24 protein-coding genes and 1 tRNA gene are annotated in these 24,306 nt (G+C 58.2%); 11 read left to right on the top strand and 14 right to left on the bottom strand.

What is annotated here, in order from left to right:
* Positions 1-13: 13 nt before the first annotated feature.
* From nuoF to rpsO, 12 genes are all read right to left on the bottom strand, one after another.
* Positions 14-1,378 carry an NADH-quinone oxidoreductase subunit NuoF gene (gene nuoF, locus EIC84_RS05155; protein ID WP_003064388.1) on the bottom strand — a complete coding sequence of 455 codons (1,365 nt, stop codon included), beginning with the start codon at positions 1,376-1,378 and terminating at the stop codon, positions 14-16.
* Complete coding sequence (gene nuoE / locus EIC84_RS05160) at positions 1,375-1,866, bottom strand: NADH-quinone oxidoreductase subunit NuoE (protein ID WP_003057829.1); 492 nt, start codon at positions 1,864-1,866, stop codon at positions 1,375-1,377. The genes nuoF and nuoE overlap by 4 nt, the downstream gene beginning before the upstream one ends.
* Positions 1,863-3,116: an NADH-quinone oxidoreductase subunit D gene (locus EIC84_RS05165; RefSeq protein ID WP_003064386.1), complete on the bottom strand. Its 1,254-nt coding sequence runs from the start codon at positions 3,114-3,116 to the stop codon at positions 1,863-1,865. The genes nuoE and EIC84_RS05165 overlap by 4 nt, the downstream gene beginning before the upstream one ends.
* Positions 3,117-3,145: 29 nt before the next feature.
* Positions 3,146-3,757, bottom strand: a complete 612-nt coding sequence (locus tag EIC84_RS05170; RefSeq protein ID WP_012837316.1) for an NADH-quinone oxidoreductase subunit C — start codon at positions 3,755-3,757, stop codon at positions 3,146-3,148.
* Between the two features lie 9 nt (positions 3,758-3,766).
* Positions 3,767-4,246, bottom strand: coding sequence for an NADH-quinone oxidoreductase subunit B family protein (locus EIC84_RS05175; RefSeq protein ID WP_003057832.1), 480 nt, complete (start codon positions 4,244-4,246; stop codon positions 3,767-3,769).
* 22 nt (positions 4,247-4,268) lie between these two features.
* The gene (locus tag EIC84_RS05180; RefSeq protein WP_003064381.1) at positions 4,269-4,628 is read right to left on the bottom strand and encodes an NADH-quinone oxidoreductase subunit A; all 360 of its coding nucleotides are present in this window, start codon (positions 4,626-4,628) and stop codon (positions 4,269-4,271) included.
* Positions 4,629-4,702: 74 nt separating this feature from the next.
* Positions 4,703-4,787 (bottom strand) — tRNA-Leu (locus EIC84_RS05185).
* A gap of 120 nt (positions 4,788-4,907) precedes the next feature.
* On the bottom strand, positions 4,908-5,303 hold the full coding sequence (gene secG, locus EIC84_RS05190; protein WP_003064379.1) for a preprotein translocase subunit SecG: 396 nt from the start codon (positions 5,301-5,303) through the stop codon (positions 4,908-4,910).
* Positions 5,304-5,360: 57 nt separating this feature from the next.
* Positions 5,361-6,107, bottom strand: coding sequence for a triose-phosphate isomerase (tpiA, locus tag EIC84_RS05195; RefSeq protein ID WP_003064377.1), 747 nt, complete (start codon positions 6,105-6,107; stop codon positions 5,361-5,363).
* Positions 6,104-7,111: an NAD(P)H-quinone oxidoreductase gene (locus EIC84_RS05200; RefSeq protein ID WP_034361840.1), complete on the bottom strand. Its 1,008-nt coding sequence runs from the start codon at positions 7,109-7,111 to the stop codon at positions 6,104-6,106. Before EIC84_RS05200 ends, tpiA begins: the two co-directional genes overlap by 4 nt.
* A 131-nt stretch (positions 7,112-7,242) precedes the next feature.
* Positions 7,243-9,486 (bottom strand): polyribonucleotide nucleotidyltransferase, encoded by a 2,244-nt coding sequence (gene pnp / locus EIC84_RS05205; protein ID WP_003064373.1) that lies wholly within the window; start codon positions 9,484-9,486, stop codon positions 7,243-7,245.
* Between the two features lie 204 nt (positions 9,487-9,690).
* Positions 9,691-9,957 (bottom strand): 30S ribosomal protein S15, encoded by a 267-nt coding sequence (gene rpsO, locus EIC84_RS05210; protein WP_003057844.1) that lies wholly within the window; start codon positions 9,955-9,957, stop codon positions 9,691-9,693.
* A gap of 235 nt (positions 9,958-10,192) precedes the next feature.
* Here rpsO and EIC84_RS05215 point away from each other — a divergent pair, with 235 nt between their 5' ends.
* The 10 genes from EIC84_RS05215 (at position 10,193) to EIC84_RS05260 (ending at position 21,268) form a co-directional block, all read left to right on the top strand.
* Positions 10,193-10,474, top strand: coding sequence for a hypothetical protein (locus EIC84_RS05215; RefSeq protein WP_003064370.1), 282 nt, complete (start codon positions 10,193-10,195; stop codon positions 10,472-10,474).
* 80 nt (positions 10,475-10,554) lie between these two features.
* A complete protein-coding gene (locus EIC84_RS05220) occupies positions 10,555-11,139 on the top strand; it encodes a GspH/FimT family pseudopilin (RefSeq protein ID WP_003064367.1) in 585 nt (194 codons plus the stop codon).
* A 57-nt stretch (positions 11,140-11,196) separates the two neighbouring features.
* Entirely contained in the window at positions 11,197-11,781 is a 585-nt protein-coding gene (locus tag EIC84_RS05225; protein WP_003064365.1) for a GspH/FimT family pseudopilin, read from the top strand.
* The gene (gene pilV, locus EIC84_RS05230; protein ID WP_003064363.1) at positions 11,769-12,473 is read left to right on the top strand and encodes a type IV pilus modification protein PilV; all 705 of its coding nucleotides are present in this window, start codon (positions 11,769-11,771) and stop codon (positions 12,471-12,473) included. Before EIC84_RS05225 ends, pilV begins: the two co-directional genes overlap by 13 nt.
* 9 nt (positions 12,474-12,482) lie before the next feature.
* The gene (locus EIC84_RS05235; RefSeq protein ID WP_003064362.1) at positions 12,483-13,343 is read left to right on the top strand and encodes a PilW family protein; all 861 of its coding nucleotides are present in this window, start codon (positions 12,483-12,485) and stop codon (positions 13,341-13,343) included.
* 5 nt (positions 13,344-13,348) lie between these two features.
* A complete protein-coding gene (locus EIC84_RS05240; RefSeq protein ID WP_003064360.1) occupies positions 13,349-14,176 on the top strand; it encodes a PilX N-terminal domain-containing pilus assembly protein in 828 nt (275 codons plus the stop codon).
* 38 nt (positions 14,177-14,214) lie between these two features.
* Positions 14,215-17,889 carry a pilus assembly protein gene (locus EIC84_RS05245; protein ID WP_034361837.1) on the top strand — a complete coding sequence of 1,225 codons (3,675 nt, stop codon included), beginning with the start codon at positions 14,215-14,217 and terminating at the stop codon, positions 17,887-17,889.
* Between the two features lie 30 nt (positions 17,890-17,919).
* Positions 17,920-18,360: a type IV pilin protein gene (locus tag EIC84_RS05250; protein ID WP_003064356.1), complete on the top strand. Its 441-nt coding sequence runs from the start codon at positions 17,920-17,922 to the stop codon at positions 18,358-18,360.
* Between the two features lie 30 nt (positions 18,361-18,390).
* Positions 18,391-19,500 (top strand): bifunctional diaminohydroxyphosphoribosylaminopyrimidine deaminase/5-amino-6-(5-phosphoribosylamino)uracil reductase RibD, encoded by a 1,110-nt coding sequence (gene ribD / locus EIC84_RS05255; protein WP_034361835.1) that lies wholly within the window; start codon positions 18,391-18,393, stop codon positions 19,498-19,500.
* Between the two features lie 52 nt (positions 19,501-19,552).
* A complete protein-coding gene (locus EIC84_RS05260; RefSeq protein WP_003064352.1) occupies positions 19,553-21,268 on the top strand; it encodes a phosphatidylserine/phosphatidylglycerophosphate/cardiolipin synthase family protein in 1,716 nt (571 codons plus the stop codon).
* On the opposite strand, the gene EIC84_RS05265 is transcribed toward EIC84_RS05260, so the two are convergent.
* Positions 21,222-22,265 (bottom strand): tRNA-dihydrouridine synthase, encoded by a 1,044-nt coding sequence (locus EIC84_RS05265; protein WP_034361832.1) that lies wholly within the window; start codon positions 22,263-22,265, stop codon positions 21,222-21,224. The genes EIC84_RS05260 and EIC84_RS05265 overlap by 47 nt on opposite strands.
* Positions 22,266-22,437: 172 nt before the next feature.
* On the opposite strand from EIC84_RS05265, the gene EIC84_RS05270 reads away from it, so the two are divergent.
* Positions 22,438-23,049, top strand: a complete 612-nt coding sequence (locus EIC84_RS05270) for a hypothetical protein (protein WP_003064348.1) — start codon at positions 22,438-22,440, stop codon at positions 23,047-23,049.
* Between the two features lie 11 nt (positions 23,050-23,060).
* On the opposite strand, the gene EIC84_RS05275 is transcribed toward EIC84_RS05270, so the two are convergent.
* Entirely contained in the window at positions 23,061-24,275 is a 1,215-nt protein-coding gene (locus EIC84_RS05275) for a class I SAM-dependent methyltransferase (protein ID WP_003064346.1), read from the bottom strand.
* Between the last annotated feature and the right edge of the window lie 31 nt (positions 24,276-24,306).

Below are 24,306 nucleotides of genomic sequence, written 5' to 3' on the forward strand. Positions count from 1 at the left end.
CGCGATCAGGCGCTCATGCAGCCTGTTTGGAAGCGTTCTGGATCTTCGCTTCGAACTCGTGGCGGAAGTGCTTGATCATGGCGCGAACCGGCATGGCTGCCGCGTCGCCGAGCGCACAGATCGTGCGGCCCATGATGTTCACGGATACCGAGTCCAACAGCTCGATATCTTCCGGACGGCCTTCGCCGTGCTGAATACGGTTCACCACGCGCCACAGCCAGCCCGTGCCTTCACGGCAGGGCGTGCACTGGCCGCAGGACTCGTGCGAATAGAAGTACGACAAACGCAGCAGGCACTCGACCATGTCGCGCGAATCATCCATCACGATCACGGCGCCCGAACCCAGCATGGAGCCAGCCTTGGAGATGGAGTCATAGTCCATCGTGCAGTCCATGATGATGTCGGCAGGCAGCACGGGCGACGAAGAGCCGCCGGGGATCACGGCCTTGAGCTTGCGTCCGGTGCGCACACCGCCTGCCAGCTCCAGCAGCTTGCTGAAAGGCGTGCCCATGGGAACTTCGTAGTTGCCGGGCAGGTTCACGTCGCCGCTGACCGAGAAGATCTTGGTGCCGCCGTTGTTGGGCTTGCCGCATTCCAGATAGGCCTGGCCACCGTTGCGGATGATCCAGGGAACGGCCGCAAAAGTCTCGGTGTTGTTGATGGTCGTGGGCTTGCCGTAGAGACCGAAGCTGGCGGGGAATGGCGGCTTGAAGCGGGGCTGACCCTTCTTGCCTTCCAGCGATTCCAACAGCGCGGTTTCTTCGCCGCAGATGTAGGCGCCAAAGCCATGGTGGGCATGCAGCTGGAAGCTGAAGCTGCTGCCCAGGATGTTGTCACCCAGGTAGCCGGCAGCGCGTGCTTCTTCCAGGGCCGCCTCGAAGCGCTCATAGACTTCGAAGATCTCGCCGTGGATGTAGTTGTAGCCGATGCTGATGCCCATCGCGAAAGCGGCAATGATCATGCCTTCGATTACGATGTGCGGGTTGAACATCAGAATGTCGCGGTCCTTGCAGGTACCGGGCTCGCCCTCATCCGAGTTGCAGACCAGGTGCTTCTGACCGGGGAACTGGCGGGGCATGAAGCTCCACTTCAGACCCGTGGGGAAGCCCGCACCGCCACGGCCGCGCAGACCGGATTCTTTGAGCGTCGCGATGACCTGATCTTGCGTCAGGCCTTCGCCGCCATCCTTGCCCAACAGCTTGCGCAGGGCCTGATAGCCGCCGCGTGCTTCATAGTCCTTGATGGACCAGTTGCTGCCGTTCAGATCCGCATAGATCTGGGGATTGATGTGACGATCGTGGAAGCAGGTTTCATTGCCAGTCGATGCGAACTTGGCCAGCACGGCATTGGCGGCAGGATTGTTCAGAATCGTGCTCATGCCTTGCCCTCCGCAGCGCGCAGGCCGTCGACCAGCTCGTCGAGCTTTTCATTGCTCATGAAGCTGCACATGCAACGGTCGTTGACCAGCATCACGGGCGAATCGGCGCAGGCGCCCAGGCACTCGGACTGCTGCAGCGTGAACAGGCCGTCCTTGGTGGTCTCGCCCATCTTGATGCCCAGCTTGTGCTCCAGGTGGTGCAAGGCCTTGTAGCCGTCGCGCAGCTGGCATGGCAGATTGGTGCAGACATTGAGCTTGTACTTGCCAACAGGTTGCTGGTTGTACATATTGTAGAAAGTGGTGACTTCGTGCACCGCAATCTCGGCCATGCCCAGGACTTCGGCAATCACTGCCTCGCTTTCCTGGCTGACCCAGCCCTGCTCCTGCTGCACGATAGACAGGCAAGCCATGACGGCAGACTGTTTCTGGTCAGCCGGATACTTTGCCACCTCACGCGCAAAGCGTTCTCTGGTCGCTTCGGTAATCATCGGTCAACGTCTCCAAACACGATGTCCAGGGTACTGAGCACCATCACGGCGTCAGCCAGCATATGGCCACGGCTCAGTTCATCGAGAGCAGCCATGTGCGCAAATCCTGGTGGACGAATCTTCAGTCGATAGGGCTTGTTGGCACCATCGCTGATCAAATAAATGCCGAACTCACCCTTGGGATGCTCGACGGAAGCGTAAGCCTCGCCTTCGGGAACCTTGAAGCCTTCGGTAAAGAGCTTGAAGTGGTGAATCAGCTCTTCCATGCTGGACTTCATGGCTTCACGGCTTGCGGGCGCAACCTTGTGATTGTCCGTGATCACCGGGCCGGGATTGACACGCAGCCAGTCCACGCATTGCTTGATGATCTTGTTGGACTCGCGCATCTCGGCCATGCGAACCAGATAGCGGTCATAGCAGTCGCCCGTGGCACCCACCGGAATATCGAAGTCCAGCTTGTCGTAGACCTCGTAGGGCTGGGTCTTGCGCATGTCCCAGGGCATGCCCGAGGCGCGCAGCATGGGACCGGTCAGGCCCAGATTGATGGCACGTTCCGCAGACACCACACCGATGCCGACGTTACGCTGCTTCCAGATACGGTTGTCGGTCAGCAGGGTTTCGTACTCGTCCGCGCACTTGGGGAAGCGCTGCGTGAAAGCATCGATAAAGTCCAGCAGCGAGCCCTTGCGGTCTTCGTTCATGGCCTCCATGGAGCGCACATTGCGCACCTTGCTGGCCTTGTACTGTGGCATGCTGTCCGGCAGGTCGCGATACACGCCACCGGGACGGAAGTAAGCCGCGTGCATGCGCGCACCCGACACTGCTTCGTACATGTCCATCAGCGCTTCGCGTTCGCGGAAGCTGTAGATCAGGATGGTCGAGCTGCCGGCATCGTTGCCCGAGGAACCCAGCCACATCAGGTGATTCATGATGCGGGTGATTTCCGAGAACATCACACGGATGTACTGGGCACGGATAGGCACTTCGATGCCCATCAGTTTTTCAATGGCCAGGCAGTAAGCGTGCTCGTTGCTCATCATCGAGCAGTAATCCAGGCGGTCCATATAGGGCAGCGACTGGATATAGGTCTTGCTTTCGGCCAGCTTTTCGGTCGCGCGGTGCAGCAGACCGATGTGCGGGTCGGCGCGCTGCACCACTTCGCCATCGAGCTCCAACACCAGACGCAGCACACCGTGCGCTGCCGGGTGCTGCGGACCAAAGTTCAGGGAATAGTTCTTGATTTCAGCCATGGTCTTCCGTCAAAAGGCGACGTGCGCCTTTAGTGCAGGCCTCCGCCGTAGTTTTCTTCACGAATGATGCGCGGCGTGATTTCGCGAGGCTCGATCGTGACGGGCTGGTACACCACACGTTGCTGTTCGGCGTCGTAGCGCATTTCCACGTGACCGGACAGGGGGAAATCCTTGCGGAATGGATGGCCGATGAAGCCATAGTCGGTCAGGATACGACGCAGGTCTTCGTGACCCTCGAACACGATGCCGAACAGATCGAAGGCTTCGCGCTCGAACCAGTTGGCCGAGTTCCAGATGGGGTTGATCGAGGCCACCACGGGGAAGTCATCGTCGGCGCAGTACACACGCACACGCAGGCGCTGGTTCAACGTCAGAGACATCAGGTGGGATACAACGGCAAAACGCGGACCGTCCTTGCCGACTTCCGCATAAGTGGAATAGTCCACGCCGCACAGATCCAGCAGCATCTCGAACTGGCAGTCCGGAGCATTGCGCAGAATCTGCATCACGTCCAGATACTTGTCAGCGGATACTTCCACCGTCACTTCACCATAGGCCAGAGTGACGGAGCGCACCCTGTCACCCAAGGCAGCAGTAACCACATCCCGAAGCTTCTCGGGGTGAATTGCAATTGCAGTCATCTCAGCCCTTTAAACGCGAGCGATGGTGTGGGTACGACGAATCTTCTGCTGCAGCTGGATGATGCCGTAGATCAGCGCTTCCGCTGTCGGGGGGCAACCAGGCACATAGACGTCGACGGGAACAATGCGGTCGCAACCACGCACCACCGAGTAGCTGTAGTGGTAGTAACCGCCACCATTGGCGCAGGAGCCCATGGAAATTACCCAGCGCGGCTCGGACATCTGGTCGTACACCTTGCGCATCGCGGGAGCCATCTTGTTGCACAGCGTACCGGCAACAATCATCAGGTCAGAGTGGCGGGGGCTGGCACGGAACACTTCGGAGCCGAAGCGACCGATGTCATAGCGAGCAGCTGCTGCGTGCATCATCTCCACCGCACAGCAGGCCAGGCCAAATGTCATGGGCCAGATCGACCCTGTCTTGGCCCAGTTCACCACCGTGTCATAACTGGTGGTGACGAAGCCTTCCTTCATCACGCCTTCGATCATCGTGTTTCCTCAGAAAAGCTGCTTATTCCCAATCCAGGGCGCCTTTTTTCCACTCGTAGGCAAAGCCCACGACCAGAATGGCCAGGAAAATCAGGACAGCAACAAAACCCACGCCGCCGACATCTTTGAGTGCGACAGCCCAGGGCAGCAGAAATGCGATTTCCAAGTCGAACAGAATGAACAGGATGGCGACCAGGTAGTAGCGCACATCAAACTTCATTCGAGCGTCTTCAAACGCCTCGAAACCGCATTCGTAGGGGGAGTTCTTGGCAGCATCAGGGCGGTTTGGACCCAGCACGTAGCCGAGCACCAGGGGTACAACACCCACAGCCATGCCAATAAGAATGAACAGAAGAACGGGAAGGTACTGATCGATGTTCATCGAGTGGGCCTTGTTATGAAAACATGCCTCACCGATCACTGCCTGATCAGCAGGGCAGGTTTTTAGTTATGTGTTGGTGCCGTCGGCGAGACTCGAACTCGCACAGCTTTCGCCACTACCCCCTCAAGATAGCGTGTCTACCAATTCCACCACGACGGCTTCGTCTCAAAGTCCGGCAATCTCTGGAACCTTCGTTGCAAAGATTCTGATCCCCAGACAATCCCTAGATTCTAGCCTGAAAAACCCCACTCTTTGGGGTTCTTCAGGATTTTCTCCAAATTATTTCGTTGGGATCTGGGCTGCGCCCTCAGCACCAGCCGCCGGAGCTGCAGGAGGCACGGCTGCATCGCCGGCAGTTGCGGGCGACACATTGGCAGCAGGCGCAGGAGCCGAAACAGGAGCAGCGCCTTCCAACACACTACCCGAGCTCACTGGGCGAGCGTTGCCCAGATAAGCCAGAGCCAATGTAGCCACGAAGAACACGGTGGCCAGAGCCGCCGTGGAGCGCGACAGGAAGTTGGCACTGCCCGAGGCGCCAAACAGGCTGCCCGACGAACCGCTGCCAAAGGAAGCCCCCATATCGGCACCCTTGCCGTGCTGCATGAGGATGAGGCCGATCATGCCCAGAGCGGCCAGCATCTGGACCGCGAGAATGACGCTGGAAAAGACGTTCATATCAAAACCTAAAAGTCTGAATCATTGCGCACCACACCGGAGTGCGGCGCAGACGAATTATTGCGCTGCCGCAATAATGGTGAGGAAATCCGGAGCCTTGAGAGCCGCACCACCGATCAGGCCACCGTCAATATCGGCCTGAGCCAGCAGCTGCGCCGCATTGCCTGCATTCATGCTGCCGCCATAAAGCAGAGGCACGCGATCAGCCTTGTCGCTGGCCGCCGCCAGCTGCGCCCGCAGCACGGCATGCACCTGCTGGGCCTGCTCGGGAGTGGCAGTCTTGCCGGTGCCTATGGCCCAGACAGGCTCATAGGCCACAACCAGCTCGCTCACGCAGTGGCCGACCTGATGAATCACGGCTGCCAGCTGACGCTTGACCACGGCCTCGGTCTGACCCGCTTCACGCTCCGCCAGGGTCTCGCCCACGCAGACGATGGGCGTGATGCCCTTGGACAGCGCAGCCTGGGCCTTGGCAGCAACCACGGCATCGGTCTCGCCATGATACTGACGACGCTCGGAGTGACCGACCAGCGCATAGCGCACGCCGAACTCCTTGAGCATGACAGCAGAAGTTTCGCCCGTGAATGCGCCCTGCTCGTGCTGGGACACATCCTGTGCGCCCACCCCAATGGAAGTACCCGCAAGTTCCGCCTGGACTTGAGCCAGATAGGGCGCAGGAGCAGCCACGGCCACGCCCGCCTTGTTGCCAGCAGGCAAGCCCTGCTTGATGGCCTGCAGCAAAGCAGCATTGGCAGCCAGGCTGCCGTTCATCTTCCAGTTGCCAACAATGAGTTTTTGCTTCATGTTTCCCAAGTCAAAACGATTTTTCCGGTGTGCTGGCTGGATTCCATCAGCGCATGAGCCTGCGCCGCATCAGCAGCATCGAATTCACGATAGATGGCTGGGCGCACCTTGCCGGACTCCAGCAGGGGCCAGACATTGCGCTTGAGCGCCTCGGCGATCGCCGCCTTGAAGGCCACGGAGCGCGGGCGCAACGTGGAGCCAGTCACGGTCAACCGCTTGCGCAGCACCAGGCCGGCATCGAACTCGGCCTTGACGCCACCCTGCACCGCAATGATTACCAGGCGACCATCAGGAGCCAGGCATTGGACTTCGCGCGCCACATAGCTGCCGGCGACCATGTCGAGAATGACGTTGACGCCCTCGCCTGCCGTGATGCGCTGCACTTCTGCCGCAAAGTCCTGGGTCTTGTAGTTGATGGCGTGGTCGGCACCGAGCTTGAGACAGTCATCGCACTTGGCATCACTGCCCGCCGTGACAATGACCGTCGCGCCCCAGGCCTTGGCCAGCTGAATCGCCGTCACGCCAATGCCGCTGCTGCCGCCCTGCACCAGCAAGGTTTCACCGGGCTGCAGAGCCCCCCGGTCAAACACATTGCTCCAGACCGTGAAAAAGGTCTCGGGCAAGGCCGCCGCCTGCACGTCGCTGAAGCCCGCCGGCACCGGCAGGCACTGGTCCACGGGCGCAGCGCAGAAACTCGCATAGCCGCCACCGGCCACCAGTGCGCAGACGCGGTCGCCAAGCTTGAAGCCCGCCTTGGCCATGGCCGCCTCGTCGCCCGCCACGATCACACCCGCCACCTCCAGCCCCGGAAGATCGGAGGCTCCGGCAGGCGGTGCGTAATGACCTTTGCGCTGCAGCACATCAGGGCGATTGATGCCGCTCGCGGCAACGCGAATCAGCACCTCACCCTCAGCCGCCACCGGCATGAGACGTACACCCATGCGCAGCACGTCTGGCGCACCATAGCTGGTGATCTCCACCGCTCGCATTGTGTTGGCTTCCATAGTCAGGCTTTGCTCTATCAAAGAAATCAGGCTCAAACGCTTATGCAGAAAGTGCCGACAGCTACAAAATCAGGATCAGCCAGCAAACGACAAAACAGGAGACCGCCTCGCGGCGGACTCCTGCTCAGCCATTACTGCTGCTGTTGCTGCTGCTCGTCAGCGGCTGCGCGGTTTTCACGTGGCTCGCGATTCTCGCGGGGTTCGCGATTCTGGCGAGGAGCACGTTCGCGGTACTCGCGATCGCCACGGGGTTCGCGCGGCTCACGCTCGGGCATGCCGGCAGGACGCTCGGTCAGCGCCTTCATGGACAGCTTGACACGACCCTTGTCGTCGGTTTCCAGAACCTTGACCTTGACCACTTGACCTTCTTGCAGGTAGTCGGTGACCTTTTCCACGCGCTCGTGAGCAATCTGGCTGATGTGCAGCAGGCCGTCCTTGCCGGGCAGCAGGTTGACCAGGGCACCGAATTCCAGGATCTTGACGATGGGGCCTTCGTAGATCTTGCCGATCTCGACTTCGGCCGTGATCTGCTCGATGCGCAGCTTGGCGGCTTCGGCCTTGGCGCCGTCGGTGGCGGCAATGGTGATGGTGCCGTCTTCCTCGATGTTGATCTGGGTGCCGGTCTCTTCGGTCAGCGCACGGATAGTGGCGCCGCCCTTGCCGATCACGTCACGGATCTTCTCGGGGTTGATCTTCATGGTGTAGAGCTTGGGCGCGAAGCTGGAGACTTCGGTCTTGGCTTCACCCATGGCTTCCTGCATCTTGCCCAGGATGTGCATGCGCGCTTCCTTGGCCTGAGCCAGGGCGACCTGCATGATTTCCTTGGTGATGCCCTGGATCTTGATGTCCATCTGCAGGGCAGTGATGCCGTTGGTGGTACCGGCCACCTTGAAGTCCATGTCACCCAGGTGATCTTCGTCACCCAGAATGTCGGTCAGCACGGCAAACTTGTTGTCTTCCTTGATCAGACCCATGGCGATACCGGCCACATGCGCCTTCATGGGCACGCCGGCGTCCATCATGGACAGGCAGCCGCCGCAGACCGAAGCCATGGACGAGGAACCGTTGGACTCGGTGATTTCCGACACCACGCGGATGGTGTAGGGGAACTCTTCCTTGGTCGGCAGGCAAGCGGCCAGAGCGCGCTTGGCCAGACGGCCGTGGCCGATTTCACGGCGCTTGGTCGAGCCCATGCGGCCCACTTCGCCGGTGGCAAAGGGAGGCATGTTGTAGTGGAACAGGAAGCGGTCTTCGAACTCGCCAGCCAGCGCGTCGATCTTCTGAGCATCGCGCTCGGTACCCAGCGTGGAGATCACCAAGGCCTGGGTCTCACCACGCGTGAACAGCGCGGAGCCGTGGGTGCGGGGCAGCACGGAGGAACGGATCTCGATGGGGCGCACGGTACGGGTGTCGCGGCCGTCGATACGGGGCTCGCCCGCCAGGATCTGCGAACGCACGATGCCAGCTTCGATGTCGAACAGCATGCCTTCGACCTTGACGCCGTCGAACGCCACGCCTTGCTCGGTCAAGGCGGCCTTGACATCGGCGTATGCAGTGCGGCAAGCCAGGGTACGCACCTGCTTGTTGCGCTCCTGGTAAGCGGCGCGCAGCTTGGCTTCGCCCAGCTCGGCCACCTTGGCGATCAGCGCCTCGTCCTTGGCGGGAGCAGTCCAGTCCCATGCGGGCTTGCCGCCTTCACGCACCAGGTCATGGATGGCGTCGATGGCGATCTTGCCTTGCTCGTGACCGAACACCACGGCGCCCAGCATCACTTCCTCAGGCAGTTGCAGGGCTTCGGATTCCACCATCAGCACGGCGGATTCGGTGCCGGCAACGACCAGATCCATCTGAGAATCCTTGCGCTGGGTCTGACCGGGGTTCAGCACATATTCGCCGTTGATGTAGCCCACGCGAGCAGCACCGATGGGGCCGCTGAAGGGAATGCCGGACACAGCCAGGGCCGCCGAAGTGGCAATCATGGCAGCGATGTCGGCGTCGACTTCGGGATTCAGCGAAATGGTGTGGATGACCACATGCACGTCGTTGTAGAAGCCTTCGGGGAACAGGGGACGGATGGGACGGTCGATCAGACGCGAGGTCAGAGTCTCCAGCTCGGAAGGCTTGGCTTCGCGCTTGAAGAAGCTGCCGGGGATCTTGCCGGCGGCATAAGTCTTCTCGATGTAATCAACGGTCAGGGGGAAGAAGTCCTGGCCGGCCTTGGCGATCTTGGAACCCACGACAGTGGCCAGCACCACGGTGTCGTCGATGTTGACCAGCACGGCGCCGGAGGCCTGGCGGGCGATTTCGCCAGTTTCCATGGTGACCGTATGCTGGCCCCACTGGAAGGTCTTGGTAACTTTGTTGAACATGGTCATATGACTCCCTTATGAATAGCTGGATACACTCATCCAGTCTTGATTTGGAGTGCAAACAGAACACGATGCCATTCCAGTGCTGCGCTGAGCGCTATCAATAGTGCAGCACTGGAATGACACAGCTTCGCTCTGTTTTGCGAACTCCGAAGTAAAAAACGCCTGAGCTAGGCAATCTAACTCAGGCGTTTCGATCTTTCACCGTGCTTACTTGCGCAGGCCCAGCTTGGCGATCAGTGCTGTGTAGCGGTCAGCGTCCTTGGACTTCAGGTAGTCCAGCAGCTTGCGGCGACGGCTCACCATGCGCAGCAGACCGCGACGACCGTGGTGGTCCTTGGCGTTAGCCTTGAAGTGGGGAGTCAGTTCGTTGATGCGAGCAGTCAGCAGAGCCACTTGCACTTCGGGGCTACCAGTGTCGTTTTCGGAACGAGCATTGGCCTTGACAACTTCAGCCTTCTTATCGGCAGCGATCATTTTGTTTTCCTTAGGATTTGGCACTCGACGAGGAGCACCTTGGTTACTTGCGCCAAGGCTGGAAAGGCCTCAGCGTGCGTCTTGCACCATGCAAAACTTGGCGATTATATCAAGAGGCGATTTATTCCCTATGCAATAGCACGACTAGGCACCAGACCAAGGCAGACAAACCCGCTTGCCCGCTCCTAAGCAAGACTCGGACAATGCGCCCATCACCTCCAGCCGGAGATCTGCAATGACCAGCTTTTCTAGACGCTATTCGTTTGCCAGCCTCTGCACTGCGGTCCTTATGGTCTTCGCTCTCGCAGATCAGCCAGCACTCGCAGCCAACGCAGGCCAGCGCAAGCACAAAGCAGCCAAGAAGCAAAGCGGCAAGGTCAAGATCCAGAACACCCGGAGCAGCTCGGAAGAGACAACCGCCGAACGCGATAAACGGCTCTATCGGGAATGCCAGGGAAGACCCAACTCCGGGGCGTGCGCGGGGTATGCCTACCCAGCTTCCGGCCGCCGCCGCTGAAAGCGACCACCGATCTCTCCATCAAGACCACTCATCCAGTCACAAAGCATTCGGCATGCAACGAAACGTAATATGCCGGCATGCCCAATTTGCCCCTCATTCGTCGCCATTTTTCCAGAGGCTTCACAGCCATTGAACTCATGGTCACGGTTGCCATTCTGGCCGTTTTGGCCGGCCTTGCCGCGCCCAGCTTCAATCCAATCATTGAACGCTGGCGAGTGCGCCAGGTTTCGGAAGAGTTGCAGTCCACGTTTTACTTTGCGCGCTCCGAAGCCATCAAGCGCGGCGGCAATGTGACTATTTTGCGCAGCGGTGATGGCGGAGGCTGCACAGCAGTGGGCACAGACACCAGCCTCTGGAGCTGCGGCTGGATTGTGTTTGCCGACTTGGACAACGACGGCGCGCAGGATAGCGGCGAAGACACATTGCAGACTGCCCCCGCCCCCAACAAGGTAAGCGTGCAGTTCACCAATACCAGCGATGCCAAGCTGACCGACCCGATCAAGGTTGACCGCTGGGGAAGGTTCTCAAGCACGAATGCCGCCATCGATTTTGCATTTCGATTGACCCCAAAAAGTGGCAGCGCCGCCAGCGCATCCTCCATCTGCGTCAGCAGCAGCGGACGCATCAAGCGACTCGACTCTGCAACCGGCTCATGCAGTTAACCAAACGAACAGGATCATTGGGCAGCGGCACAGGCCCGCCCTCAACGAGGAATATGTATGTACCCCGGCTTAAACAACGCTCCGCACCTCGCAGCCCCCGGTTTCAGCAGTTACGGATTCACTTCCATTGAGCTGATAGTGACCGTTGCCATAGCCGCAGTCCTCAGCGCCATTGCAGTGCCCAGCTTCAATTTTATTTTTGAGCGCTGGCGCGTCATCGAGGCCGTGGAGATCATGAAATCCAGTCTGATGTTCGCCCGCTCAGAAGCTATCAAGCGCGGTGGCAACGTATATCTGGAAAAGCTTCCCCGAACCACTGTTGGCTGCGTCACCGACGGGACCAACCAGGACTGGGATTGCGGCTGGGTCGTCTTCGTGGACAGCAATGGCAACAGGCGCTGGAACAGCGGAGAGGAAATCCAGCGCTATGAACCACCAACCAAAGTAAGCGTCACCAGAACCAAATCAGGCGCCACCATCCGTGTCGACCGCTGGGGAATGATGGATGGCGCCAATTTGATCGGCTTCACGATAGCACCTCAGCCTACTGGAATAGCCTCTGCCGCCACCAAGGGCATTTGCATGTCTTCGGGCGGACGAATTCGAGTCATTGAACAAAAAGACGTGCCATGCACCAACTGAATCACACTCGCCAAATCGGCAAACAGCGAGGCATCACTTTGCTGGAATCGTTGATTGCCATCGTCGTTGCCGCACTGGGCATCCTCGGCATCCTCGGCGTACAAATGCGCACGCTGACCGACACCCAGACCAGCATGCGCCGCGCTCAGGCCATCCGTTTGATTGAAGACCTCAGCGAGCGCATGAAGGTAAATCCCAATGCACTGAGCGGTATCAACACCTACGTCACGGGCTGGACCGCAACACCGCCAACCACTGCGGCGACCAAAAAATGCGTTGACCGCACTACCTGCACCCAGGCCGAATTGGCCGAGTACGACCTCAAGGAATGGAAACGCCTGGTGGAGCGCTCTCTCCCGCTTGGCAATGCCGCCACCTTCCTGGCCCTTGCCGACGGCGATTCCAGCAGCATCACCAACCGCCGGCAACTGGGCGTGCTCATACGCTGGCGGGAAAACGAGCGCGAAGACTTTGCAAGCGATGCCACCGGCACTGCTGCCAAAAAAGCCTACAAGGACGCCATCAACACCGGAGCCAGCATCAAGAGCGACGGCAGTATCAGCACCAAAGACCCCACCTCCTGCCCCGCCAACTTCACTTGCCATCTTCAATACATACCAGTCAGTGCACGCTGCGCACCTGACTTTCGTGCAGGCAATAGTGCACCTTTGTTTTTCTGCCCCGGAACCTGACGCATCCCTATGAAAGCCTCCAGCATCGCGAGAAGCCAGCCTCAGCGCGGCGTGACTCTGATTGAACTACTCGTCGGCATCGTCATCGGACTTCTGACGATAGCCGTTGCCATGGGTGCACTGATGGTCTCAAGAGGCGTTACCGGCACGGTCAGCGATAGCAGCATGCTGCAGCAACAAGCGGCATACGCTTTTCGCGTCATCGGGCAACAGATCCGCCAGGCTGGCTCCTTGAGACTGAATCTGGCCTCACAGAAGTCAGAAGGAGCCGATATCGATATGTCGGACCCGGTAGCCTTTGAGACCAAAGCCACAGATTTCGATCCTGCGGTCAATACCATCAGCGGTATGGACAGCCCCGGAACCAATGAATACAAGCTCACCTTGGGTTATCGCAACTATAAAGAGCCGGTATATACATCTACAAATGCGGCATCCATGCTGCGCGATTGTCTCGGTCAATCACCCAATGACAATTTGATTCAAAGCCGGTTCTCGCTCAATTCCACAAATAATGAATTGCGCTGCGTGGGCGCATCTGGAAACCCGCAGCCCATCATTCAGAATGTCGCTAATTTTCAAGTGCGATATTTGCTGCAGACATCGGCATCCAGTGGTTCCCCACAGATCAGCTATGTCGATGCAGCTACTGTGGCAAGCGCCTGGCCGCAGGTTGTCGGCGTTGAAATATGTCTGGTGCTTTATGGCAATGAAGCCATTGATATGCCGGACAACACCACCTACCTGGACTGCGACAACACTACATCCGTCACCATGAATACATTGGCTGCCCCACGTACGCGGCGAGCGCACATGGTTTTCCGCAACATCTACCAGCTGCGCAGCCAGGGACTGACTACCGTCAGCTGAATATCATGAATACATTCAAAATTCCCCGGCAAAGAAAACAACGAGGTATATCACTATTCGTTGTAATCATCTTTGTCATGCTCTCCATGCTGCTCGCCCTGTGGGCATCCCGCACATCGCTTTTCAATGAGTTGATCGTCGGCAATGATGCTGATTACCAGCGAGCCTTCGAGGCAGCCCAGGCCATCTTGCAAGATGCCGAACTCGATATTCGCGGAGAAAACTCTGATGGCAGCTTTTGCACACCCAATGACAGCGACGGAAACATATGCCGACGCACGACTGCAGAGAAAATCCCGCTAGAAGCACAGGAGGTGGGCACTCTTCTGGCGGACCTGGCAGACCCCACCAAGATTGCCAGCACAGCGCCGAAATGCAAAAACGGCATTTGCATCAAGCGCGCTGATCGCCCTGGCATCAAAGACAAACAGGACTTCTGGAACAACACAGATTCGACCAAGGGCATTACGCTGACACAAATGACCGGTGTTCATACAGGCACCACTACGCCCGTCGGCGCGCGCTATGGTCAATTCACAGGCGCAGCAATCGGAGATGATGATAGTCCGGCAAGTGCCATATTGCGAGACCGAAGTGCCGCCAACCAAGGGGCCTGGTACTGGATCGAGATTCTCCCCTATGACGATAGCAGCAAAAATTCCGGTGTTCTTGTCAACAGCACTGGAACAGGTGCAATAAACCCACAAAGCATTTTGGCACTCAACCTGACACCTAATATCGTCTATCGAATTACAGCTCTGGCGTATGGCCGCAAGCCCAACACAATGGTTGTGCTTCAGCAGACGTATGCAAGACAAAAACTCAAAGACTAGATACCTATATTTTCTACTGATCAGATCAGGTGATCGCCATGCAAAAAAAAATGCCCACTCACTTCAAAAAGAAGTCACTCGCCATAGCAGTAGGTGCAGTTCTAATACCCTCGATCGCAACATCCATCGAGTTGCTTCAGGCCCCTCCGGGCACAGTGCAGCCCTACGTCACACCTAATGTAATTATCTCCGTCGACGATTCTGGAAGCATGGACTTTTGCTCAAATGCCGAAAGCAGCTCCCAATGCATTTACGAGAATCGTCAATGGAAAGGCGCAACTAATGAAAAAAAACCCAATGCGGATGGAACTTGGCCAGTAACAAGCCGTCGAATTAATGTTTTAAAGTATGCTTTAATTGGTGCACAAAAAACTGATGGCACCTGGGAAGGAGGCGTCTTTCGGGATAAAAACTTACTCCCCGATAGAAAAATTCGTCTTTCTTGGCAAGCAATGTGGAACAACGGCAAGGCACCCGATGCAAAGAATGTCGACTCCGATAAAATGAATCAAAATTCTATGCGTTTCTTAGGAGAAACGCATAGAAATAACTTCATTAGCTTCATTAATGGATTAGATGCAAATAGTGGAACACCTTCCCATTTAATGTTCAAACAAGCCGACGCCTACATGCGTCGCGACTTATCAATAAATAGTCCCTGGGCATCAGACCCGGGGAGTCAAGCTACACCTTACCTCGGTTGTCGTCGAAACTACCATATCATGATGACGGATGGCCGCTGGAACAATACATCATATGACATCGGCAACACAAATCGTCGAGATAATGCAACCAATATTACCCTACCAGATGGAACTGTGTATGGTGGAACACAAACCCAACAAAAACAGACATCTTTATATAGAGACTCCCACACAGAAACCCTAGCTGATTGGGCGTTCTATAGTTGGGGAACAGCCTTGCAAACAGCCAAAGATGACTCCGGAATCACAGGCTTAAAGGGCTCCATACAGCCAACGCCAGAATATGACAAAGCACCTCAAACCGAGAACTTCGGGAAAGACTCCAGCGGCAAAGAGGCAATACTAGAGAGGTATTGGAATCCAAAGTACAACCCGGCCAATTGGCCTCATATGGTTACTTACACCATCGGCTTCAGTAATATGGCCGTCACCTGGCCTGGCGCATCTGACATTATTGCACCGACTAATAAAGTTCCATTTGGATACAACGGAAGCTTTCTTGATTTCGTTACAGGAAACAAATCCTGGCCTGCGATGGACAATGAAAACAAGAGATCTCTTGATCTTTGGCATGCTGCCTTAAATGGTCGTGGGCGCTTTTATGCTGTTGAGAAAGGTGAAGATCTAGAAAAAGCATTCCGTGAAATTTTTGGGCAAATCAACACCCAAACTGATCCAGATATGACATCCACTGCTACAAGTGGATCCAATAATACGCGCTATGACGTTGGAAAGTTCACAGGAAATTATGAACCCAAAAATGGCTGGAAAGGCTTCATCAAGGCTGAAACTGTCAGAACAGATGGATCGATAATATCTACTCCTGGATGGGGTGGTCAGAATACGGCAGAAAAACTTGACGCCTTAAATGTAACAGGTGCCACAAAAAACACAACCAGCAGAACCATCCTCAGCTGGAGTGACAAATGGGGCAGCGAGGACAAGTATCAAGGTGGCGTTCCATTCCTGTGGGCAAATGATGAATCCACACTAAGCACAGCCCAAAAGCTATGGTTACAGAAGAAGCCTGATGGATCTGGAACCGACGAAGGTGCAGCAGCTGGGCAAAACCGCCTGAACTTTATACGAGGCATACGAGCCCTTGAAGGCTCTGAAAGCACCGGCTACACAGCAGCCAAGCCGTTTCGTGAGCGCAAGAGTATCCAAGGAGACATCATCAACTCCATTATCTGGTTTACTGGAGCTCCTTCGAGCAACTACGCTTTAAAGGGCTATGCAGACTTCACCCGATCCAAGGGTACAAGAACGCCGATGATTTATGCAGGTGGCAATGACGGAATGCTGCATGGATTCTCTGCTGCTGATGGCACAGAGAAAATTGCATACATTCCGCGGGGAATCATCCCTAGCTTAGGTCGTCTTACAGACCCCACATACAACCAAAAGCATCGCAATTTTGTTGACGGCTCCCCAATGACAGGGGATATCTATATCGGCTCAAACATCGACACAGACACCAACCCTGGCAACAACTGGAAAACAATTCTGGTTGGTTCACTGGGCGCTGGCGGAAAAGGTTATTTTGTTTTGGATGTCACCAACCCAGATAGCTTTTCCACGACAGCGGCTTCGAGCCTCGTCAAATTAGACCGAACTCGCAGTACTGATGCTGCGATGAATGCCGCAGCAGCACCCAACTGCGCATTGACTGGCATGAGTACTCCCGAAAAGACGGCCTGTGCCAAAGCCGTATCGGAGGATCGTGACATTGGTAACATCACAGCAACACCCGTCGCTGATGAGAACAACCCTATGCGCACCACACAGATCACGCGCATGAATAACAACCGCTGGGCAGTTGTTATGGGTAACGGCTACAACAGCAGCAACCAGCGCCCCGTATTGCTGATTCAGTATCTGGACAACGATATGGAACTCAAGCGTATTCCTGTCGTAGGCGCCGTTGATGCGAGTACTACAGACATTGGTACAGGTAGTGGCATTGCCAACGACAATGGCCTGGCTGCCCCCCGCTTAGTTGACCTCAATGGTGATGGATTGCCTGATATTGCATACGCTGGTGATAACTTGGGAAATATGTGGAAGTTTGATCTCACCAGTGCTGATGCAAGCAACTGGGAAGTCGCTTTCAGCGGAAGGCCATTATTCACTGCACAAGGCCCCGCATCCTTGAACAGCGCCAGAACTCTTGTCCAGTCCATTACGGCCCCACCAACTGTACGTGCCAACGACCGGAAAATGACCATTGGAACGGGCAACGACAAGAAAACCATTGCTGTAGGCGGCATGATGGTTGCTTTTGGCACAGGCCGCAACGCTACCAAAGCTGACGAAAACAACCGGAATGTGCAAACCATTTACTCCGTCCTGGACAACACACGCTACAACTTGATTACCACAAGCCTTGGCCCACGCGTGCAAGTCAATAGTGGCAATACATCCTGCACAACCCCCAACGGAACCTGCATTCCAGTCCCCACTGCCTTGGGCACCGGCGTAACCGCAGCCAAACTTGCTCAGCAAAGCATTACGGAACTGAGCAACGGTGACTTTGGCACCATTGGAGCAAGTAATGACGACAACAAGCTCACCACCAGCACCTGGGCCAACTACAACGGCTGGTATCTGGACTTGCCGGCCGTAGGAGAGCGTCAGCTCAAACCCATGGAGTTCTATGACGGCAGCAATATCCTGGCCATTTACTCTCAGGTTCCGGCCAAGGGCACCGATGTAGACCCCAATGTGGAAAGCTGTGAGTCCACGACGGTTGATGAAGAGCGCCAGTACCGCACCTTTATCAACATCATGGATGGGCTTCGTCCATCGGTTCAGATCGTGGACAAAAACAACGACGGTCTCTACAACTCGCTGGATCTGAATGTGTCTCGCGTCAAGGTAAGCAAAGGCTCCCACACGCTAATCGCCCAGAAAAACAAGATCGCAGATATCGACACCAAGAACGATAAAGAGATGCTGGCACGCATGCCCGAGCAATCTCTGCGCCCCAGCTGGCGTCAGCTGCGTTGAGCGCTGCCTGCTTCATGAGGAAAAATGAAAATGCAAAAAAAACAGCAAAAAGGCTTCACCTTGATCGAATTGATGATCGTCGTGGCCGTCGTCGGCATCCTGAGTGCCATCGCCTACCCCAGCTATACCGAGTATGTGCGCCGCGGCCATAGAGCAGATGCACGCGCCGGCCTGCTGCAAGCCCAGCTCTGGATGGAGCGTGCAGCCACGGCAACCGGGGTATATCCAACCAATGCAGACCTCACCAAGGTGCTACCCGCCAACCTGTCCTGGTCCACCGACGCCAGCAAGCGCTACCAGATCGAAATGAAAGCCAGCTCCACCGCCGCCTACACTTTGATCGCCAAACGCAAAAACCCGGGAGCGCAGGCAACTGACAAGTGCGGAGACTTCACCCTCAGCAACACAGGGGTCAAGAGTGCTGACAATCTGGCAAGCGGTACCACGGCCTCGGACTGCTGGACCAAGTAACGCAGAGCCCTCTGCATTACCATCCTGGGCATGACACCCTCTGCCCACTTCATGAACAAAGCGCTTGAGCAGGCTGCCCAGGCGCTTTTTCTTTCTTCACCCAACCCGCGCGTCGGCTGCGTGATCGTCGATGCCTCGGACCGCATCATCGGCCAGGGCTTTACCCAGCAGGCCGGTGGTCCGCACGCCGAGGTGATGGCATTGCGTGATGCTTCTGCAAAAGGCAACGATGTGCGTGGAGCCACGGCCTATGTGACGCTGGAGCCCTGCTCGCACCATGGCCGCACCGGCCCCTGCTGCGACGCCTTGATCGCAGCCGGCATCGGCAAGGTGGTGGGAGCCCTGACGGATCCCAATCCGCAAGTGGCCGGCCAGGGTTTCGAGCGGCTGCGCGCTGCGGGTGTTGATGTGGAGATCGGCCCCGGCGGAGCTGAATCACGCGAGCTCAATATCGGCTTTTTCAGCCGCATGATTCGCGGCACACCCTGGGTGCGCATGAAGGCAGCCAGCTCGCTGGACGGCGTCACGGCCTTGCACAATGGCCAAAGCCAGTGGATCACCTCGGCGGCCGCCCGAGCCGACGGACATGCCTGGCGTGCCCGTGCCTGCACGATTCTGACCGGCATAGGCACGGTGCTTGAAGACAATCCGCGCATGAATGTGCGTGATGTAGACACGCCACGCCAGCCACGCATTGCCGTGGTGGACAGCAAGCTGGACATCCCGCTGGACGCTCATGTTTTGAAAGCACCTAGCGGTTGCCTCATCTATACCTGCAGCACAAAGCAATCCAGAATTGAAGAACTGCAAGCGCTAGGTGCTACGGTTATTGCTATGCCCAATGCTGCAGGCAAGGTCGATCTTGCGGCCATGCTGCGAGATCTGGCCGCGCGCGGCACGAATGAGCTGCATGTGGAAGCTGGCTTCAAGCTCAACGGCTCCCTGATTCGCGAAGGTCTGGTCGATGAGCTTCTCTTCTATCAAGCCCCGAAACTGCTGGGCACGGGTGCCATGGGTATTGCCAACTTCGGCCCGCTCGACAGCCTGGACCAAGGTCTGCCACTGGTGTTCCATGATGTCGCCCGCCTCGGACCGGACCTGCGCATTGTTGCCAGAGTCCAGGGCCGAGAGCAGTTCTAGCGCAGTCTGTGTCCGACATGTGAACCCGGTCATCATGGGTTACAAAGCAGCAATGACGGCTTCTATCTCCACATCGTCACGGCTGCAACCATCAGGGCCGCAAACGCATCTGGCGCTGCTTGCCGGCGTCATTGCCGCGATGCTGCTCACAGGCTGCGCGGCATCGCTGCCCAAGAATGTGGAGCGCCCCGTCAGCACCGCATTGAGCCAGCCCCAAAGCACCGAGCTGGGCCTGTTCATCTCTCAGGCTCGCCCTGCCAAGGCAAAGCCAGACGCCTCGGCTTTTGCCTTGCTCTCCGGCCCCAAGCATGCCCTCAGCAGCCGCATGGCGCTGGTGGAAAACGCACAGAAAACGCTGGATCTGCAGTACTACGCCATCCATGCAGACCAAAGTACCGGGCGACTGCTGCGCGCCGTCTTGCAGGCTGCCAGGCGCGGCGTGCGCGTACGCGTGCTACTGGACGACTTCCACAGCACGGGGCCGGACGCGCAGGTCATGCGCCTGGCTTTTGTGCCCAATGTGGAGATGCGCATGTTCAACCCGCTGGCCGGCTCGCGCGCCTCCACCATCGGCCGAGCCTGGACCCTGCTGACCGACTTTCAGCGCGCGCAGCAGCGCATGCACAACAAGCTGTTTGTGGCCGACAACACCCTGGCCGTGATTGGCGGGCGCAATCTGGGCGATGCCTACTTTGACGCCTCCAATGAAGGTAATTTTGTCGATCTCGATGTCTTGACCGGCGGCCCGGTCGTCAAGGATTTGTCGCGCAGCTTCGACCGCTACTGGAACAATGTGCGCGCCTACCCCGTGCAGTCGCTAATCAGCGAGCCTGACTTGCTCAAACTCAAAAAGCAGTTTGACCAGGAAGACGCAAGGAGCGAAGCCGAGCATGCCCGTAACACCACCGTCCCCAAACCGGAACCCGAAGACAGCCCTTTGAATCTGAACCAGATCCCGTGGATCTGGGCTCAGGCCATGGTATTGGCCGACAGCCCGACCAAGATTCCTGCTGAAGGTGCGGAGCGGACTGCCGCCGATGAGTCATTCGAAGCAGCGGTGCTCAAGGCCGACGACGCCAACAGCCTCCCCCCCTTGGCCGCACCGGCGCTGAATGCCGAGTCGGTGGTCGATGGTCTGCTGGCTCTGATTCGCTCTGCCAGGCGGGACTTGCTGGTCGTTTCGCCCTACTTTGTACCGGGGCCGGAGATCATGGATGCCTTTCGCACCGCACGCAGCAAAGGCGTACGCATCCGGGTACTGACCAATTCGCTGGCCTCCAACGATGCTCCACTGGCACATGCCGGCTATGCCCGCCACCGCAAGGCATTACTGGAGATGGGCATCGAATTGCACGAAATGCGCAGCGAAGCGGCCAATGTCAGCTCCGCCCTGCGCGCAGGTGGCACGGGCTCCAGCGGGGGCAGTTCCGGTGCTTCGCGGGCCATGCTGCACACCAAGCTGCTGGTCATAGACGGGCGGCTGGTCGCAGTGGGCTCCATGAATCTGGACATGCGCTCACGCCTGCAGAACACCGAGATCGCCGTACTGATCGCCAGCCGCCGCTTCAGCCAGCTGGCCAGCGACAGCATCGATGAAAGTCTGCCCGAAAACAGCTGGCGTGTGGATCTGAACACCAAGGGGCAACTGGTCTGGCGTGCGCCGCAGGACAGCGGGCTCAGTGATTCGTATTCCGAACCCGATGCCAGCCTGGGTCTGCGCCTTATGCTGCAGCTGCTCGGGCCTCTGGCTCCAGACAGTCTGCTTTAGGCATGGTTTGCGGCCAGGCCCATTCCTGCTGCAGATCACGCTGCGGCAGCGCCTGCACCCAGTCGCTGATGGCGCGTTGATCGGTCTGGGTGCGCACTTCCTGATAAGCCAGCTCGGCCTCGGGAAAACGTCTGCGCATGAGGTTGAGCCACTGTTTGAGGCGACCCGCACGCTGGCGCGGCTCCAGATCCTCGCAGACCATATGCCAAAAACGCTGCACCTGGGGCACCAGCGCCAGCCAGTCAATGCCAGCGACCGCACTGACGCTGCCGTGCTCCACGGCTCGGCGCACGGCCAGGGCCAGACCCGGATCGGCCACAATGCCGCGCCCGAGCATCAGATCGTCGCAACCCGAAACTTCGCGGCAGCGCAAGGCCTCTTCCACAGTCCAGATCTCGCCATTGGCCACCACATTCACGCCCACCGCCTCGCGGATGCGTGGAATCTCTTCCCAATAGGCCGGCGGACGATAGCCGTCCAGCTTGGTACGCGCATGGACGACGATTTCACAGGCACCGCCCTGCTCCATGGCCTGGGCACATTCGGTCATCAGCGCACGGTCGTTGAAACCCAGCCGCATCTTGGCCGACACCGGCAGCTGCGCGGGCACGGCACGGCGCACGGCGTCCACCACGCGCACGATCTGCTCGGGATCCTGCAGCAGCGATGCACCGCCGCCATGGCGGTTGACCACCTTGGCCGGGCAGCCGAAATTCAGATCGATGCCCTCTGGCCCCAGGCGCGCCAGATTGGCAGCGTTCTCGGCCATGCTGACGGGGTCCGAGCCCAGCAGTTGCGCCCGCACCGGCACGCCGGCCAGCGTCCTGCTGCCGTTGCGCAGCTCGGGCATGGTACGCAGATAGACCTTGTCCGGCAGCAGCGAGCCGCTGATGCGAATGAATTCGGACACGCAGCGATCCGCGCCGCCCACCCGGGTCAGCACATCGCGCAGCACAAAATCCAGCAGCCCTTCCATGGGCGCGAGCAGCAGTCTCATTTCAGATTCAAATCAGATTGACCTGTGGCGCTTATTCAGAAAACGCCAGCAGCTATTAATTCAGAAGCAATTGGCAAGCTTGGGCAGTAATGACTGGCCGATCCACTGCGAATTGGCGCAGATTCACACCAGTGTCATCGTCAGCCCATGCAATAGCGCATCCGCACTTGTAATGCGCCAGACAGAAGCAGCCATGATTTTGCAGAAAACCGCCAAGGCCCAGGAGGAACTTCAGCCCGGATCGCGCCAGCTGCCGCAGCGCGCGCGCTCCCTGCTGTTGCTGGCCGGCGGCAAGAGCATGGAAGAACTTGCCGCCATGCTGGGCAGCGATCATGCCGCACTGGCCCAGCAATTGGTGGAACAGGGATATCTTCAACTGATGCCAACCAGCGCCTCCAAAGAGCGCAGCCTGGCCACTCATCGAGCACCGCCTCTCGCCAAAGTTGGAGACAGCCCGGCCACACCAGCCCTGGCGCCAGCCGAAGAAGCCACTGATTCGACACCAGCCATCAATATGGCGGGCACGCGCATGTATTTATTCGATATGTGCGAGCGCCTGTTTGCCAACCGCCATGAGGCCCTGGCCCAGACATTGCGCACCCAGCTGCGCGAGGCCAGAGATCTGACCAGCTTGCGCAGCGCCGGTATCAGCCTGCTGACTGCGGTAGAGGAATATGCAGGCGAAGAGCGCGCACATTCGCTGCGCGAGAGGCTGGCGGCCCTGCTGGCGCACGGGGAAGCCGCTGATCCACCCTGCCAGGAACTGCAAGGCGCAGCGGCCTAGCAGCCTGGCTGTCAGCCCGCCTTGGCCAGACGCCAGAGCGAGGTCACTTCGGCAGAGCGCGCAATGTGCAGAGGGTCCTCTCGGTCCTGTACCTTGCCATGATGCGGGCGAACATCCTCACGCCCCAGCACCTTGAGTCCGGCGGCTTCAATCCAGCCCAGCAGCTCGTCACGCGTGCGCAGCTTCAGATGCTCGGCCAGGTCGGAGATGATGAGCCAGCCTTCGCCACCTGGCAGCAGGTGTGCCGCCAGCCCTTGCAGAAAGCCACGCAGCATGCGGCTGTCTTCGTCATAAATCGCCTGATCAAGCACCGATGCTGCCTTTCCCGGCAGCCAGGGCGGGTTGCAGACGATCAGACCGGCCTGCCCTTGCGCAAACAGATCGGCATGCTGCAGCTCCACCCGGGAAGCATGACCCAGGCGCTGCAGATTCTCGCAGGCACAGGCCAGCGCACGCTCGCTGGTATCGGTGGCGACCACCGACTTCACGCCGCGCTTGAGCAGCAATGCCGAGAGCACGCCCGTACCAACACCAATATCCCAGGCCTGCTCCAGACCGGCTGCGGGAATGCTCGCACGCGCCACCAGATCGAGATACTCGCCGCGCACGGGTGAGAAAACACCGTAGTGCGCATGAATGCGGGCGCCATCCAGGGCAGGAATCTCCACCCCCTTCTTGCGCCACTCATGGGCGCCGACCACCCCCAGCAGATCGCGCAGCGGCACCAGCACGGACTGCGCATGCACTTCGGCCGGAACTGTGCCCCAGGCCTCGGAGCAGGCCTGGCTCCAGTCAGGAGCCCGGCGCAAGGCGCAATGCCACTGCACATCCAGCTCGATCAGAATGCTGGCCAGCATGCGTGCACGCTGAGCCTGGGACTGGCGGTACAGATGAAAAGCATGGGGAAAGCCTGCTGCAGCAGGGCTCTTTGCCGGGCTCTTGCGTCGCGACTTCTTGTCCAGCCGGCGGCCCAGTGCCAGCAGCAGCTGGCGCGCATTCTGAAAATCACCGCGCCACAGCAGCGACGCACCTTCGCTGATATGGCGAAACGCCGTATCAGCGGGCATGGTGTCATCGGCAACTTCGATGCGACGGGGCTTGGGCAAGCTGCTTTCGCTGCGCCACAAAGCCGTATGGGCCTGGGCTTGCTCCTGCCATTGCAGCAGGTCGAAAGCAGATGCGGGAGCGCAGACTGAGGCCGCGAGCTTGCTGTTGGGAGACGTCACGGCCTGTCTTTCAGTGAGTGCTGAACGCTAT

The sequence above is a fragment of the Comamonas sp. A23 genome, from assembly GCF_004522605.1.
GTDB lineage: Bacteria > Pseudomonadota > Gammaproteobacteria > Burkholderiales > Burkholderiaceae_C > Comamonas > Comamonas thiooxydans.

Excerpts from the sequence above, each read along its gene's own strand:
- nuoF (WP_003064388.1), bottom strand. The coding sequence starts at position 1,378 with ATGAGCACGATTCTGAACAATCCTGCCGCCAATGCCGTGCTGGCCAAG.
- nuoE (WP_003057829.1), bottom strand. The coding sequence starts at position 1,866 with ATGATTACCGAAGCGACCAGAGAACGCTTTGCGCGTGAGGTGGCAAAG.
- EIC84_RS05165 (WP_003064386.1), bottom strand. The coding sequence starts at position 3,116 with ATGGCTGAAATCAAGAACTATTCCCTGAACTTTGGTCCGCAGCACCCG.
- EIC84_RS05170 (WP_012837316.1), bottom strand. The coding sequence starts at position 3,757 with ATGACTGCAATTGCAATTCACCCCGAGAAGCTTCGGGATGTGGTTACT.
- EIC84_RS05175 (WP_003057832.1), bottom strand. The coding sequence starts at position 4,246 with ATGATCGAAGGCGTGATGAAGGAAGGCTTCGTCACCACCAGTTATGAC.
- EIC84_RS05180 (WP_003064381.1), bottom strand. The coding sequence starts at position 4,628 with ATGAACATCGATCAGTACCTTCCCGTTCTTCTGTTCATTCTTATTGGC.
- secG (WP_003064379.1), bottom strand. The coding sequence starts at position 5,303 with ATGAACGTCTTTTCCAGCGTCATTCTCGCGGTCCAGATGCTGGCCGCT.
- tpiA (WP_003064377.1), bottom strand. The coding sequence starts at position 6,107 with ATGAAGCAAAAACTCATTGTTGGCAACTGGAAGATGAACGGCAGCCTG.
- EIC84_RS05200 (WP_034361840.1), bottom strand. The coding sequence starts at position 7,111 with ATGGAAGCCAACACAATGCGAGCGGTGGAGATCACCAGCTATGGTGCG.
- pnp (WP_003064373.1), bottom strand. The coding sequence starts at position 9,486 with ATGACCATGTTCAACAAAGTTACCAAGACCTTCCAGTGGGGCCAGCAT.
- rpsO (WP_003057844.1), bottom strand. The coding sequence starts at position 9,957 with ATGATCGCTGCCGATAAGAAGGCTGAAGTTGTCAAGGCCAATGCTCGT.
- EIC84_RS05215 (WP_003064370.1), top strand. The coding sequence starts at position 10,193 with ATGACCAGCTTTTCTAGACGCTATTCGTTTGCCAGCCTCTGCACTGCG.
- EIC84_RS05220 (WP_003064367.1), top strand. The coding sequence starts at position 10,555 with ATGCCCAATTTGCCCCTCATTCGTCGCCATTTTTCCAGAGGCTTCACA.
- EIC84_RS05225 (WP_003064365.1), top strand. The coding sequence starts at position 11,197 with ATGTACCCCGGCTTAAACAACGCTCCGCACCTCGCAGCCCCCGGTTTC.
- pilV (WP_003064363.1), top strand. The coding sequence starts at position 11,769 with ATGCACCAACTGAATCACACTCGCCAAATCGGCAAACAGCGAGGCATC.
- EIC84_RS05235 (WP_003064362.1), top strand. The coding sequence starts at position 12,483 with ATGAAAGCCTCCAGCATCGCGAGAAGCCAGCCTCAGCGCGGCGTGACT.
- EIC84_RS05240 (WP_003064360.1), top strand. The coding sequence starts at position 13,349 with ATGAATACATTCAAAATTCCCCGGCAAAGAAAACAACGAGGTATATCA.
- EIC84_RS05245 (WP_034361837.1), top strand. The coding sequence starts at position 14,215 with ATGCAAAAAAAAATGCCCACTCACTTCAAAAAGAAGTCACTCGCCATA.
- EIC84_RS05250 (WP_003064356.1), top strand. The coding sequence starts at position 17,920 with ATGCAAAAAAAACAGCAAAAAGGCTTCACCTTGATCGAATTGATGATC.
- ribD (WP_034361835.1), top strand. The coding sequence starts at position 18,391 with ATGACACCCTCTGCCCACTTCATGAACAAAGCGCTTGAGCAGGCTGCC.
- EIC84_RS05260 (WP_003064352.1), top strand. The coding sequence starts at position 19,553 with ATGACGGCTTCTATCTCCACATCGTCACGGCTGCAACCATCAGGGCCG.
- EIC84_RS05265 (WP_034361832.1), bottom strand. The coding sequence starts at position 22,265 with ATGAGACTGCTGCTCGCGCCCATGGAAGGGCTGCTGGATTTTGTGCTG.
- EIC84_RS05270 (WP_003064348.1), top strand. The coding sequence starts at position 22,438 with ATGCGCCAGACAGAAGCAGCCATGATTTTGCAGAAAACCGCCAAGGCC.